This is a genomic window from Pantoea sp. Cr_R13 (genome assembly GCF_029222565.1).
Lineage (GTDB): Bacteria > Pseudomonadota > Gammaproteobacteria > Enterobacterales > Enterobacteriaceae > Pantoea > Pantoea eucalypti.
The window spans coordinates 1-13,157 of sequence record NZ_JARHXL010000017.1; the positions used below are offsets into that span (position 1 = coordinate 1).

Sequence of the window (13,157 nt, forward strand, 5' to 3'; positions counted from 1 at the left end):
TTTCCGTTGCCGGTGTTCCGTGTTGATGGATGCGCATTATAGGGAGTTGTCGGAGAGTCGCAACCCATAAATTGCATAAAAGAGAGCGTTCGCTGCATTCCACAGCAAAAGCCGCTGTTATACGCAGTTACACACAATGTTATCCACACAGAGCGGGCTAAATGAATTTAGGCGAGCATCACGCAAACGTTTTCGCTACAATGCCGGGCAATATTCCGGACACCCCTTTTCGGGGCGTTACCTGAGGTTTTTGATCTTTTCTTCTTATATAGAAGAGAAAACCGCTATGAAACCTGACGTAACGCTCTTATATACGCGAAACAAAGCCAAGGGATAAACCACCATGCAACAACCTCGTCCTGTACGCCGCGCATTGCTCAGTGTCTCTGACAAAGCCGGTATCCTCGAATTTGCTCAGGCGCTCTCAAGTCGCGGTGTCGAGCTGCTCTCTACAGGCGGAACCGCTCGCCTTCTGGCGGATGCGGGTCTGGCTGTCACTGAAGTCTCTGATTACACCGGTTTCCCGGAAATGATGGATGGACGCGTCAAAACCCTGCATCCGAAAGTGCACGGCGGCATTTTAGGTCGTCGCGGCAAGGATGATGCCATCATGGCGCAGCACGACATCAGCCCAATCGACATGGTGGTCGTTAACCTTTATCCCTTTGCACAGACTGTCGCCCGTGAAGGATGCTCGCTGGAAGATGCGGTGGAAAACATCGACATCGGTGGCCCGACCATGGTGCGCTCCGCTGCCAAGAACCATAAAGATGTCGCCATCGTGGTTAACAGCGGCGACTACGATGCCATCATCGCTGAAATGGATGCCCATGAGAGCGCGTTGACGCTTGAGACCCGTTTCGATCTGGCGATCAAAGCCTTCGAGCACACCGCCGCCTATGACAGCATGATCGCTAACTACTTCGGCACCCTGGTGCCCGCCTATCACGGTGAACGCAATCAACCCGCTGGCCGTTTCCCGCGTACCCTGAATCTGAACTTCATTAAGAAGCAGGACATGCGTTACGGCGAAAACAGCCATCAGGATGCAGCCTTCTATATAGAAGAGAATATCAGTGAAGCCTCAGTGGCCACTGCGCAGCAGGTTCAGGGCAAGGCACTCTCCTATAACAATATTGCTGACACCGATGCTGCACTCGAGTGTGTCAAAGAGTTCAGTGAACCCGCCTGCGTCATCGTCAAGCATGCAAACCCTTGTGGTGTCGCAACCGGTGATGATCTGCTGGCAGCCTATGAGCGGGCTTATCAGACCGATCCAACTTCCGCGTTCGGCGGCATCATCGCCTTTAACCGCGAGCTGGATGAAGCGACGGCTCAGGCGATTATCAGCCGTCAGTTTGTTGAGGTGATCATTGCACCCGCCGTTTCCGAAGCCGCGCTGAAAATTACCGCGGCTAAACAGAATGTCCGTGTGCTGATCTGTGGTCAGTGGCAAAACCGTACTGCCGCACTGGATTTCAAACGCGTCAATGGTGGCCTGCTGGTCCAGGATCGCGATCTCGGTATGGTGGATGCCAGCCAGTTGCGTGTGGTCAGCAAACGCCAGCCAACCGAACAGGAGCTGCGTGATGCGCTGTTCTGCTGGAAAGTGGCGAAATTTGTTAAGTCCAATGCCATTGTTTATGCGCGCGACAACATGACAATTGGTATAGGTGCCGGGCAGATGAGCCGCGTCTACTCCGCTAAAATTGCAGGTATCAAAGCAGCCGATGAAGGTCTGGAAGTCAAAGGATCCGCCATGGCGTCAGATGCTTTCTTCCCGTTCCGTGATGGAATTGATGCTGCAGCGGCGTCCGGCGTGAGCTGTGTTATCCAGCCTGGCGGCTCCATCCGTGATGAAGAAGTGATTGCGGCGGCTGATGAGCACGGCATTGCCATGATCTTCACCGACATGCGCCACTTCCGCCATTAATTGTTCTGGAGAGTAACAGATGAAAATTTTAGTAATCGGTAATGGCGGACGTGAACATGCTCTGGCCTGGAAAGCTGCTCAGTCGCCGTTAGCGGAAACGGTGTTTGTCGCGCCGGGTAACGCGGGCACCGCATTAGAGCCTGCGCTTCAGAATATTGCGATCAGTGCGACAGATGTTCCCGCTCTGCTGGAATTTGCCCAGCGCGAAAAGATCGATCTGACGATTGTCGGACCTGAAGCGCCGCTGGTGATCGGCGTGGTCGATGCGTTCCGTAAGGCAGGCCTCGCTATCTTTGGTCCGACTCAGGCCGCAGCACAGCTGGAAGGTTCTAAAGCCTTCACCAAAGATTTCCTGTCACGTCATCAGATCCCGAGTGCCGAATACCAGAACTTCACCGAGGTTGAGCCCGCTCTCGCATATCTGCGCGAGAAAGGCGCGCCAATCGTTATAAAAGCCGACGGCCTGGCCGCAGGTAAAGGCGTGATTGTCGCGATGACGCTGCAGGAAGCGGAAGATGCGGTTCAGGATATGCTGGCCGGTAACGCCTTTGGTGATGCCGGACACCGCATTGTGATTGAAGAGTTTCTGGAGGGCGAAGAAGCCAGCTTCATCGTGATGGTGGACGGCGAGCATGTGCTGCCCATGGCCACCAGCCAGGATCACAAGCGTGTGGGTGATGGCGACACCGGTCCCAACACGGGCGGCATGGGTGCCTACTCCCCGGCGCCGGTGGTTACCGATGAGATCCACCAGCGCGTGATGGATCAGGTGATCTGGCCGACCGTGCGTGGCATGGCCGCTGAAGGCAACGTCTATACCGGTTTTCTTTATGCGGGCCTGATGATCGATCATACCGGACAGCCGAAAGTGATTGAATTCAACTGCCGCTTTGGCGATCCGGAAACGCAGCCGATCATGCTGCGCCTGCAGTCGGATCTGGTCGATCTTTGCCTGGCTGCCTGTGACGGTAAGCTGGATCAGAAAACATCACAATGGGATCCACGACCTGCGCTGGGTGTGGTACTGGCAGCTGGCGGTTATCCGGGTGATTATGCGCAGGGCGACCAGATTCATGGTCTGCCACTGGAGGAAGTGGCTGACGGTAAGGTATTCCATGCCGGAACACGTCTGGAAGAAGATCGGGTGCTGACCAACGGTGGCCGCGTGCTGTGTGTCACCGCGCTGGGCGACGACGTAGCAGCCGCACAAAAGCGGGCTTACGAGCTGACAAAGCCGATCTCATGGCAGGGTAGCTTCTGTCGCCGCGATATTGGCTACCGCGCCATTAATCGCAAATAAGCACAGGGGGCACAGCGTGCCCCCTTTTCACTTCACATATCGTCTTCTGTCGGCTGCTGTGAGCAGTCATCCTGCTGACTGACCCGCAACAACTGTATCCCTTCCGGCGCTTCAAGCCACGACACCATGAGCGGTGCCGATGCGCTCTGCTGCTGCTGTATCAGCATCTGCCGATCGTCAGCGTCAAAAGCGGGTCTGACCTGCTGGCCTTCACACGTCTCCAGTCGATCGCTTCCCAGCCAGTGTCCCTGCTTCAGAAACACCCTGCCGCTTAACAGCGCATCGCTGAGGTTACGCATCCGCTCCGCATCAAACTTATAGAGCTCAATGGCATCCGGGCTGACCGCCTCACGCCGCCCTGCAAGCTGGCGCTGCATGAAGTTGAGACCACCCGCCTGATCAAAGCGCAGGGTCACATCGTCAGGCTGTTTGCCCTTTACCTGACGCTGAATGCTGATCAACGACCCTTCCAGCCAGACGTAATCTGTCACTTCACCTTCACCGCCACTGAACGGCGTATAGAGGGTGCGAATATGGACCGACTGATGATCGCTATTTTTACGCCAGATACGGACAACACCACGATCGGCAAGATAGCCACTGGCAGAAAAAGGAGGAATATCCGGAGTTGAGCTGCAACCGAAAAGAATCAGGGAGAGAAACAGAATAGAAAAACGCTGAAACAGCGGGGTCATGATGGCTGGCCTCTTAAACAAAAGGGGCGAAACGCCCCCTGTTTTAAAGCTTAACCGCAGTGCGACGTCTTACTTAACGGCGTCTTTCAGCGCTTTACCAGACACGAATGCCGGTACATTTGCTGCAGCGATTTTGATCTCTTTGCCAGTCTGCGGGTTACGACCGGTACGCTCAGCGCGGTGGTTCACTTTAAAAGTACCAAAACCAACCAGTTGTACAGCATCACCATCTTTCAGAGACTCAGTGATCGCAGCCAGAGTAGATTCCAGCGCTGCCTTTGCCTGGGTTTTAGACAGGTCAGCTTTTTCTGCGATCACATCAATCAGTTGAGTCTTGTTCATAAGTTATCCTTAAAGTGTATTTATCGCTTGCTAAGCAACGAGTGCGAGGGAAAAGCCATATTCTGGCACTCTTCTGCCTGCACGCACCGATAGCCACAATTTTCAGCCCCCCAAATGTAGACCAGACAGGGGGCCAATGTGAAGCCTCCAGGCGCGCTAATTCGGGCCTGAAGTCACGTTTTATCGCCTTACTGCTGGAAATTTATACCGATGTTGCTAATTCCAGCTTCACGCAGATCAGATCGCAGACCTTTAATCAATTCAAGGTCGCGCTCTTCACACTCCGCCAGCAGGCGGAAAATCTCCCACTGAAGGTCCCACTCATCGATGATAGCCGGGTTTTCACGCAGCTCGTCATCGGTCATTTCGCGTCCAGCCTGGGTCATCTCCAGCATAGCGACAGTGGTAATTGACGTCTCGCTGACTTCAATTGCATGTTCAAGCGTTTCACCGCTCAGCTGCGCATGCACGACTTCGCTTAGTGCCACACAGGCATCAATAGCCGGGTAAACGCCGTAAACGTCAAACGCATCGCCATCCGGAATGGCAGCTTCGAGCTTTTCCAGCTGGCTGTCGAAGTTAATCTTCGCATCTTTGACCGTCAGGTTTTCCCAGATCAGATCAAGAATGCGGCGATAGAGCGCCGGATCGGCAAATTCAGTCTGCTCGCAGAACGCCCGATAGTTGGGATACATGCGCTCGCACAGGCAGGCCATAAACGTAAGGTGCTGCCAGCTTTCCAGCTTCGCCAGACGCAGATGAACGGGATTTTGTAACATAAAGGTGGCTCTTATTCGTTTCGCTGGCCGCAGTGTAACTGCAAAACCGCAGCACAAACAGTGTTAAAGCGCGTTTTGCCAGCGCTGGAAAGCGGTTCTGTTCGAGGCAACCGCATCGGCCCAGCGGGTCGGTTCCGGCAACCGGTAACCGCGCGTACAGTTTTCGACCCACTGCAGCGCAGTATTCAGGCTGACGCGATGACCCGTGGCGACAAACAACGGATTACAACGCAGCTTGCTGCGCCATACCCAGCCAATTTGCTCACCTTTGTCGATCAGCGGCTGCCGGCTGCCGGGCTGCGCGTCCAGATCGTCAAAACGACCACACAAACGGCTTTTCGCAACGCCAATCGTCGGCACATCCACCAGCAGGCCAAAATGCGATGCGACGCCCAGTCGTCTTGGATGCGAAATACCGTGCCCATCCACAAACAGCAGGTCCGGCTTTTGTTCCAGCATCTGCCAGGCGGCCATCAGTGCCGGATACTCGCGAAATGAGAGAAAGCCCGGAATGTAGGGCATGGTGGTCTCAACGCGCGCGATACGATGCTCCACCAGCGTTAGCGAGGGATACTCCAGTATCACCATCGCCGCCCGCGTTACGGTGCCTTCCTGCTCAAATCCAACGTCCGCCCCGCCGATAAAACGGGGCGGCAGCACATCAAAGTCATCCTCACGCACTACCTCAGCGGCGCGTTGTAACTGCTCAGCGCGGAGTGCGGCAATGTCCATAATTACTCCTGATGCCAGGGACGTGATAAACGATGCACCGCTTCAACAAAGACACCCGCATTTTCAGGTGGTACATCCAGATGAATGCCGTGACCCAGATTGAAGACATGCCCGGTACCCGAGCCAAAACGCTCCAGGATGCCGGCCACTTCCTGTTCAATACGCTCCGGTGCCGCATAGAGCATTGAAGGATCCATGTTGCCCTGCAGCGCAACTTTGTCGCCCACGCGACGGCGGGCGTCGTCAATATCGGTGGTCCAGTCGAGACCCAGCGCATCACAACCGGTGGCTGCCATCGCTTCCAGCCACTGCCCGCCGCCTTTGGTGAAGAGCGTCACCGGCACGCGGCGACCGTCATTTTCACGCAGCAGGCCATCAACAATTTTATGCATGTAGTGAAGTGAGAACTCGCGATAATCACGACCGGTCAGCACGCCGCCCCAGGTATCAAACACCATGACAGACTGCGCACCGGCGCGGATCTGAGCATTGAGGTAGAGGATGACGCTGTCAGCCAGCTTATCCAGCATCGCGTGCAGCGTAGCCGGATCGGCATACATCATCTTTTTGATTTTGGTAAACGCCTTGCTGCTGCCACCTTCCACCATGTAGGTGGCCAGCGTCCATGGACTGCCCGAGAAGCCAATCAGCGGCAGATCGCCGTTCAGGTTCTTACGGATGGTGCGGACCGCATTCATCACGTAGCCCAGTTCCATTTCTGGATCGGGCACCGGTAAACGCTCAACGTCAGCGCGACAGGTCACAGGGTTAGAGAAACGCGGGCCTTCGCCGGTTTCAAAGTAGAGACCCAGTCCCATCGCATCAGGAATGGTCAGGATGTCACTGAAGAGGATAGCGGCATCCAGCGGATAACGGCGCAGCGGCTGCAGGGTGACTTCGCAGGCCAGCTCGGCGTTTTTGCATAGCGACATAAAGTCACCCGCCTGGGCGCGTGTCGCTTTGTACTCCGGCAAATAGCGCCCGGCTTGTCGCATCATCCATACCGGCGTGACATCAACTGGCTGGCGTAACAGGGCACGCAAATAACGATCGTTCTTCAGTTCACTCATCTCAACACTCTCTCAATAACAGGCGTGTAGTGTAGCACTTTCACGCTTCGGCGCGGCACAGGGCGACAGTATCTTCAATCAGACGACGCGCCACGGTGCCGGGAGGTGGCAGCAACGGCAAGTCATCAAAACGGAACCAGGCCGCATCCAGCAGTTCTTTGCCGTCGTGTTGCAGATCGCCGCTGTCATACTCTGCCATAAACGCTGTCATCAGCGATTGCGGGAAGGGCCACGGCTGGGAGGTCACGTAACGGACATTTTTGACGCGGATATTGCTCTCTTCCATCACTTCACGGGCCACGGCCTGCTCCAGTGTCTCACCGACTTCAACAAACCCCGCCAGCACGGTGTAGACCTTATTGCGATGGCGGGCATGATTCGCCAGCAGGATTTCATCGCCACGACGGATCGCTACAATAATGCAGGGTGCAATCTGCGGATAGTAACGCTCGCGGCAATGGCTGCAGAGACAGGCAAACTCATGTTTACTGTGATGCATTTCATGGCCGCAATAGCCGCACCAGCGATGAGAACGGTAGAATTCCGCCAGCTGAACACCGCGACCCACCAGCTGAAACAGCGCTGCATCCTGATCGATTAGCTGACGGACTGAGAACATATCGGCAGAACGCGGTTCACAAATCAGCCAGACTTTTTCGCCCTGCCACTCACCAATGGGCCGGGCCTTACTGCCAGTTAAACCAAATTTTTCGGCGTTTCCGTGGGGTAAATCACCTTGTGGCAACCAAATTTTCTGTTCATGGCTGACAATCCACCATCCAGCGTCTACGCTTGAGATTTCGCATTGCATTTATTTCGTCATCCTTAGCGTCAAATCGCACGCTGAAGCCCTGATGTTAAGTGTGTAGATAAACAACTATAACTCACATGGAGTTAGATATGCTTAACCAGTTAGACGTCCTGGCTGAACGCGTAGGTGGCAGTAATGAACTGGTCGATTCGTGGCTTGAAGCCCGTCGTCAGCTACTGGTGACCTATTATCACCTGGTGGGTCTTAAACCTAATAAAGAGGCGCTGACGCGTCTGGATGAACAGGCGCTCGACAACTTCTGTCATGGCCTGGTCGATTATCTTTCTGCGGGTCACTTCAGTATCTATGAGCGTGTGATCAGTGAAATGAGTGGCGACAGCCCGATGATCGCTGCCGCGCAGATTTATCCCCCGCTGGAAGCCAATACGGAACGTCTGATGCAGCTCTATGACGGCCACCTTCAGCAGGCGATTGATGACGAAAACTGCATGACCTTCCAGCAGGCGTTGTCCGAAGTGGGCGAAGTGCTGGAAGCCCGGTTTACACTTGAAGATAAGCTGATTCAGCTGGCATGGGACAACAAGCTCGTCCCCCCGCCAGTGGCGAATGACAGCCAAATCGCCCGCCCGGCCTGATTATCGCCGTCGGGAAAGGGGTTGAGATTATCTTCCAGCCCTTTTATGCTAAACAGGTTCTGCGGAGCGCTTTCCAACGAACCTTTTTTATTTGTGCTTTGAAATTTAAGCTTTTTACGCCGGAGTCTGTTACAGGACGCCAGTGCAAAAAGTAGCTTCTTGTCGGAGTGCCCAGCCGGGCTGAGACCGTTAATTCGGGATCCGCGGAACCTGATCAGGTTAGAACCTGCGAAGGGAACAAGAGTAAATATTCTCTGTATGCCAGCACGCTTACGCTGTCTATACGGTTACTCCTTCCGAACTCCGGACAAGCATCGTTCCCTCTTAACAGGAAGATTGCTATGTCTGACCCAAAAATGACCCGTCGTGAACAGCGTGCCCAGGCGCAGGAATTTATCGATTCTCTGCAAAGCGGCAGTGCCTTTCCCCAGTCCCGTCGCATCTGGATTACCGGCAGCCGGGAGGATATTCGCGTACCCATGCGTGAAATTACCCTGAGCCCGACCCACATTGGCGGTAGCAAAGAACAGCCTCTCTATGCGCAAAATGAAGCGGTGCCGGTCTATGACACGGCAGGCGCTTATGGTGATCCCGCGGCAGAGATTGATGTGCATCGTGGCCTGGAAAAGCTGCGCGCGCGCTGGATTACTGAACGCGGCGACAGCGAACTTCTTGAACAGAACAGCTCAGGCTATACCCAACAGCGACTGGCTGACGAGGGGCTGGATCATCTGCGCTTCGATCACCTTCCGACACCGCGCCGTGCCCGTGCCGGGCGCCGCGTTACGCAGCTGCACTATGCCCGCCAGGGGATCATCACCCCGGAGATGGAGTTTATCGCTCTGCGCGAAAACATGGGTCGCGAGCGAATCCACAGTGATGTGCTGCTGCAACAGCATCCGGGTCACAGCTTTGGTGCACATCTGCCCGCCCGCATCACCCCCGAGTTTGTGCGTCAGGAAGTTGCTGCCGGACGCGCTATCATCCCGGCGAATATCAATCACCCTGAATCAGAGCCCATGATCATAGGCCGCAACTTTCTGGTTAAGGTTAACGCCAACATCGGTAATTCGGCGGTGACCTCTTCCATTGAAGAAGAAGTAGAAAAGCTGGTCTGGTCAACTCGCTGGGGTGCCGATACGGTGATGGATCTCTCTACCGGTCGTTATATTCATGAAACGCGCGAATGGATTTTGCGTAACAGCCCGGTGCCTATTGGTACGGTGCCAATCTATCAGGCGCTGGAAAAAGTGAATGGCGTGGCGGAGGCGCTGAACTGGGAAATATTCCGGGACACGCTGCTTGAACAGGCGGAACAGGGCGTCGATTACTTCACTATCCACGCGGGTGTGCTGCTGCGCTATGTCCCGATGACGGCGAAACGTCTGACCGGCATCGTCTCACGGGGCGGATCGATCATGGCGAAGTGGTGCCTGTCCCATCATAAGGAGAGTTTCCTCTATCAGCACTTCCGTGAGATCTGTGAAATCTGTGCGGCGTACGATGTCTCCCTGTCGCTGGGCGATGGTCTGCGTCCGGGTTCGATTCAGGACGCCAACGATGAAGCGCAGTTTGCCGAACTGCGTACCCTGGGCGAACTGACCCGTATTGCCTGGGAATATGATGTTCAGGTAATGATTGAAGGTCCGGGCCACGTGCCGATGCATATGATCCGCCGCAACATGACGGAACAGCTCGACCTGTGCGATGAAGCCCCCTTCTACACCCTCGGTCCGCTGACCACCGATATCGCGCCCGGCTATGACCATTTCACCTCGGGTATCGGTGCCGCCATGATTGGCTGGTTTGGTTGTGCGATGCTGTGTTATGTCACACCCAAAGAGCATCTGGGTCTGCCCAACAAAGAGGATGTGAAACAGGGATTGATCACCTACAAAATCGCGGCGCATGCCGCCGATCTGGCCAAAGGCCACCCCGGTGCGCAGATCCGTGATAACGCCATGTCCAAAGCGCGCTTTGAATTCCGCTGGGAAGATCAATTTAATCTGGCGCTGGATCCCCACACGGCCCGGGCTATGCATGACGAAACCCTGCCGCAGGAGTCAGGAAAGGTGGCTCATTTCTGCTCGATGTGCGGCCCTAAATTCTGCTCAATGAAAATTTCTCAGGAGGTGCGCGAGTTTGCAGCACGCCAGGATGCGCGTGCCGAGCCGGTTGAAGTGGGCATGGCGCAGATGTCAGACCGTTTTCGCAGCCACGGCGGTGAGCTTTATCACCCTGCCGATGCCATTAAGGAGGAGTAACGATGCCCGCATTCCCTGCTACCGCCCCGCGTCTGGGGCTTTATCCGGTGGTTGATAGCCCCGAGTGGATTGAACGCCTGCTGGAGATGGGCGTTCGTACGCTGCAGCTGCGCATTAAGGATCAGCCCGATGAGATTGCTGAGCCCGCTATTGCCCAGGCGATTGCACTGGGAAAACGCTATGACGCACGCCTGTTTATCAATGACTACTGGCAGCTGGCGATTAAACATCAGGCTTATGGCGTGCATCTGGGTCAGGAGGATCTGGATGTGGCCGATCTTGCCCGCATTCATCAGGCCGGATTGCGTCTGGGGCTCTCCACCCATGACGACGCGGAGCTGGATCGCGCGCTGGCAATCCAGCCCTCTTACATCGCACTTGGGCATATTTTCCCGACGCAGACCAAAGAGATGCCTTCTGCGCCGCAGGGCATTGAGCAGCTGAAGCGACATCTGGCACGCCTGACGCATATTCCCACTGTGGCGATTGGCGGTATCTCGATTGCGCGAGCACCTGAGGTACTGGCAACCGGCGTTGGGAGTATTGCGGTAGTGAGTGCGATTACTCAGGCAGATGACTGGCGTGAAGCAACCCGGACACTGATGGCGCTGGCAGAGCCTGGCCATTAAGGATTTGTGGAAGCTGTACCACATAGCCGCTGAAAAACGGGTAATGCCCGCTTTCTTCCGGGAAAGCAGCGCGCAAACGTAAAGGTTGCCGCTGGCGTGCTGTGAGCCAAAACCTTAACGTGGCATCCGTCAGGTTAAGATTAACTGACCAGGGCCGGTTCCCTCCTCTTGCCGGCCCTGCTTCTTCTTTTCTCTATACGATAGCAGAGGCTGAAGTCTGCGGCTCATGCTGGCACGAGAGCATGGCACGTTCGACGGCCGCACCCACCTGCGCCAGCGCCTGTTCAGTTTGCTCGTTTATTGGCAGCCCGTAGTTTAAGCGCAGGCAGTTGCGATATTTGCCCGAGGCTGAAAAGAGTGAGCCTACGGCAATCTGAATTTTTGACTCGCGCAGTTCCCGGTTAAGCCGGACCGCATCAAATGCTTCCGGGAGTTCAATCCACATCAGAAAACCGCCCTGAGGGCGGGAAACGCAGATGCCGCAGGGAAAGTAGTGGCGTACCCAGCAGCTAAAGGTTTCATAGTTACGATGATAGATTTGCCGCATACGGCGCAGATGAGGCTGATAGTGGCCCTGGCGGATAAACTCGGAGACCGCATGCTGAGGCTGCGTGGCGGTGGAGCCTGTGACTATATATTTCATGTGCAGCACGCGGTCACGATAGCGGCCTGGCGCAACCCAGCCGACACGCAAACCGGGCGCCAGCGTTTTAGAAAAAGAGCTGCATAGCAGAACCCGGCCATCGAGATCCAGCGCTTTAATGGTAGGTGGGCGTGGGTATTCCCAGGCTAACTCACCATAAACATCATCTTCGATTACCGCCGCATCAAACCGCTGCGCCAGCGCCAGCAATGCCCGCTTACGCTGTTCGGGCATGATGAATCCCAGCGGATTATTGCAGTTCGGCACAACAACGACTGCTTTAATCGGCCATTGATCAAAGGCCAGTTCCAGCGCTTCCAGACTGATGCCGGTGACCGCATCTGTTGGGATCTCAATGGCACGAATGCCAAAGCCGCGCAGGGTTTGCATGATGCCGTGAAACGACGGTGACTCAACGGCAATAATATCGCCAGGCTCGCAGACGGCCCGAACGGCGACCGATAACGCCTCATGGCAGCCGGTGGTAATAACAATGTCATCGGCGGTGAGCTGGCAGCCGCTATCTATCGCCAGTCTTGCAACCTGTTGTCGCAGCGCGAGAACACCATAGAGGTTGTCATAATTCAGCAGCGCCATATCCTGCTTCTGCGCCTGACGGCTGAATGCTTTCCACAGCGGCTTAAGCGTCGGCTGAGTCAGATCCGGCATACCGCTGCCCAGCTGCAACACATCATCCTCCAGTCGGCTGTTAATCAGCTCCAGTACCGCATCCCACTGCGTCACCTCAACCGGCCGCTGTGCAGGACGGGTCAGCGCAGGCATCGGGGGTGTCGCTTTGCGCGAGGCGACAAAATAGCCGGAGCGAGACTGCGGCGTGATCATCTGCTTCTCTTCCAGCAGATGATAAGCCTGCTGTACGGTGCTGATACTGACGCCATGTTCGGCACTCAGACTGCGTACCGAAGGCAGGCGCTCACCACTGCGATATAAACCCTGTTCAATGCGCTGAGCCAGCAGTGTGGCCAGATGTTCATATCGCGTCATTGTATTTCCTCTGTCTCAGATGATGAGTATTAACCAGTACAGTTATGCTTCTTTTTTACCATTCAGATCACGACAACCGCAATCTGTATGTTAAAAAAAGATGTTTTTTGCGTCTGTATCATACAGAGCGATGCGATGAAAATGGTCCTCAGATACTTCACTGAGGGCACTATCATGGGATACGACGAGAATCGCGCAGCTAAACCCTTTACAGGCACGCCTTACCAGCTGGTTCGTTTCGTGTGGCGCAGTTATAAACGCTGGCAACTACGGCGTGAAACCCGCGTCATCCTGTCGAAACTGAGTGACAGTCAGTTGAAAGACATTGGTCTCAGGCGCAACGACTGGAATGCCTGAA

Annotated in this window: 13 protein-coding genes and 1 riboswitch; of the genes, 6 read left to right on the forward strand and 7 right to left on the reverse strand. The window is 55.2% G+C overall.

Going from position 1 to position 13,157, the window contains the following annotated elements; translation table 11 throughout:
• Nucleotides 1-343 precede the first annotated feature (343 nt).
• Nucleotides 344-1,933, forward strand: coding sequence for a bifunctional phosphoribosylaminoimidazolecarboxamide formyltransferase/IMP cyclohydrolase (purH, locus tag P2R09_RS16840; RefSeq protein WP_275771420.1), 1,590 nt, complete (start codon nucleotides 344-346; stop codon nucleotides 1,931-1,933).
• Nucleotides 1,934-1,952: 19 nt separating this feature from the next.
• Nucleotides 1,953-3,233, forward strand: a complete 1,281-nt coding sequence (gene purD, locus P2R09_RS16845; protein WP_003850141.1) for a phosphoribosylamine--glycine ligase — start codon at nucleotides 1,953-1,955, stop codon at nucleotides 3,231-3,233.
• Between the two features lie 32 nt (nucleotides 3,234-3,265).
• Here purD and P2R09_RS16850 read toward each other — a convergent pair whose 3' ends face one another.
• The 6 genes from P2R09_RS16850 to nudC form a co-directional block, all read right to left on the reverse strand.
• On the reverse strand, nucleotides 3,266-3,928 hold the full coding sequence (locus tag P2R09_RS16850; protein ID WP_275771422.1) for a DUF1481 domain-containing protein: 663 nt from the start codon (nucleotides 3,926-3,928) through the stop codon (nucleotides 3,266-3,268).
• 69 nt (nucleotides 3,929-3,997) lie between these two features.
• Nucleotides 3,998-4,270 carry a nucleoid-associated protein HU-alpha gene (gene hupA / locus P2R09_RS16855; protein WP_003850136.1) on the reverse strand — a complete coding sequence of 91 codons (273 nt, stop codon included), beginning with the start codon at nucleotides 4,268-4,270 and terminating at the stop codon, nucleotides 3,998-4,000.
• A gap of 188 nt (nucleotides 4,271-4,458) precedes the next feature.
• Nucleotides 4,459-5,049: a YjaG family protein gene (locus tag P2R09_RS16860; RefSeq protein ID WP_003850135.1), complete on the reverse strand. Its 591-nt coding sequence runs from the start codon at nucleotides 5,047-5,049 to the stop codon at nucleotides 4,459-4,461.
• Between the two features lie 63 nt (nucleotides 5,050-5,112).
• A complete protein-coding gene (nfi, locus tag P2R09_RS16865; protein ID WP_003850133.1) occupies nucleotides 5,113-5,781 on the reverse strand; it encodes a deoxyribonuclease V in 669 nt (222 codons plus the stop codon).
• Between the two features lie 2 nt (nucleotides 5,782-5,783).
• Nucleotides 5,784-6,851, reverse strand: coding sequence for a uroporphyrinogen decarboxylase (gene hemE / locus P2R09_RS16870; RefSeq protein ID WP_010672222.1), 1,068 nt, complete (start codon nucleotides 6,849-6,851; stop codon nucleotides 5,784-5,786).
• A gap of 40 nt (nucleotides 6,852-6,891) precedes the next feature.
• A complete protein-coding gene (gene nudC, locus P2R09_RS16875; protein ID WP_275771428.1) occupies nucleotides 6,892-7,662 on the reverse strand; it encodes an NAD(+) diphosphatase in 771 nt (256 codons plus the stop codon).
• Between the two features lie 89 nt (nucleotides 7,663-7,751).
• Here nudC and P2R09_RS16880 point away from each other — a divergent pair, with 89 nt between their 5' ends.
• The 3 genes from P2R09_RS16880 (at nucleotide 7,752) to thiE (ending at nucleotide 11,151) form a co-directional block, all read left to right on the forward strand.
• On the forward strand, nucleotides 7,752-8,258 hold the full coding sequence (locus tag P2R09_RS16880; RefSeq protein ID WP_003850126.1) for an Rsd/AlgQ family anti-sigma factor: 507 nt from the start codon (nucleotides 7,752-7,754) through the stop codon (nucleotides 8,256-8,258).
• 153 nt (nucleotides 8,259-8,411) lie between these two features.
• Nucleotides 8,412-8,512, forward strand: a riboswitch (TPP riboswitch).
• 87 nt (nucleotides 8,513-8,599) lie between these two features.
• Nucleotides 8,600-10,522 (forward strand): phosphomethylpyrimidine synthase ThiC, encoded by a 1,923-nt coding sequence (gene thiC / locus P2R09_RS16885; protein ID WP_275771431.1) that lies wholly within the window; start codon nucleotides 8,600-8,602, stop codon nucleotides 10,520-10,522.
• 2 nt (nucleotides 10,523-10,524) lie between these two features.
• Nucleotides 10,525-11,151, forward strand: coding sequence for a thiamine phosphate synthase (thiE, locus tag P2R09_RS16890; RefSeq protein ID WP_275771434.1), 627 nt, complete (start codon nucleotides 10,525-10,527; stop codon nucleotides 11,149-11,151).
• A 193-nt stretch (nucleotides 11,152-11,344) separates the two neighbouring features.
• On the opposite strand, the gene P2R09_RS16895 is transcribed toward thiE, so the two are convergent.
• Nucleotides 11,345-12,799, reverse strand: a complete 1,455-nt coding sequence (locus P2R09_RS16895) for a PLP-dependent aminotransferase family protein (RefSeq protein ID WP_275771436.1) — start codon at nucleotides 12,797-12,799, stop codon at nucleotides 11,345-11,347.
• A 174-nt stretch (nucleotides 12,800-12,973) separates the two neighbouring features.
• On the opposite strand from P2R09_RS16895, the gene P2R09_RS16900 reads away from it, so the two are divergent.
• Nucleotides 12,974-13,156, forward strand: a complete 183-nt coding sequence (locus tag P2R09_RS16900) for a DUF1127 domain-containing protein (protein ID WP_039660706.1) — start codon at nucleotides 12,974-12,976, stop codon at nucleotides 13,154-13,156.
• Nucleotide 13,157 lies beyond the last annotated feature (1 nt).

Excerpts from the sequence above, each read along its gene's own strand:
- purH (WP_275771420.1), top strand. The coding sequence starts at position 344 with ATGCAACAACCTCGTCCTGTACGCCGCGCATTGCTCAGTGTCTCTGAC.
- purD (WP_003850141.1), top strand. The coding sequence starts at position 1,953 with ATGAAAATTTTAGTAATCGGTAATGGCGGACGTGAACATGCTCTGGCC.
- P2R09_RS16850 (WP_275771422.1), bottom strand. The coding sequence starts at position 3,928 with ATGACCCCGCTGTTTCAGCGTTTTTCTATTCTGTTTCTCTCCCTGATT.
- hupA (WP_003850136.1), bottom strand. The coding sequence starts at position 4,270 with ATGAACAAGACTCAACTGATTGATGTGATCGCAGAAAAAGCTGACCTG.
- P2R09_RS16860 (WP_003850135.1), bottom strand. The coding sequence starts at position 5,049 with ATGTTACAAAATCCCGTTCATCTGCGTCTGGCGAAGCTGGAAAGCTGG.
- nfi (WP_003850133.1), bottom strand. The coding sequence starts at position 5,781 with ATGGACATTGCCGCACTCCGCGCTGAGCAGTTACAACGCGCCGCTGAG.
- hemE (WP_010672222.1), bottom strand. The coding sequence starts at position 6,851 with ATGAGTGAACTGAAGAACGATCGTTATTTGCGTGCCCTGTTACGCCAG.
- nudC (WP_275771428.1), bottom strand. The coding sequence starts at position 7,662 with ATGCAATGCGAAATCTCAAGCGTAGACGCTGGATGGTGGATTGTCAGC.
- P2R09_RS16880 (WP_003850126.1), top strand. The coding sequence starts at position 7,752 with ATGCTTAACCAGTTAGACGTCCTGGCTGAACGCGTAGGTGGCAGTAAT.
- thiC (WP_275771431.1), top strand. The coding sequence starts at position 8,600 with ATGTCTGACCCAAAAATGACCCGTCGTGAACAGCGTGCCCAGGCGCAG.
- thiE (WP_275771434.1), top strand. The coding sequence starts at position 10,525 with ATGCCCGCATTCCCTGCTACCGCCCCGCGTCTGGGGCTTTATCCGGTG.
- P2R09_RS16895 (WP_275771436.1), bottom strand. The coding sequence starts at position 12,799 with ATGACGCGATATGAACATCTGGCCACACTGCTGGCTCAGCGCATTGAA.
- P2R09_RS16900 (WP_039660706.1), top strand. The coding sequence starts at position 12,974 with ATGGGATACGACGAGAATCGCGCAGCTAAACCCTTTACAGGCACGCCT.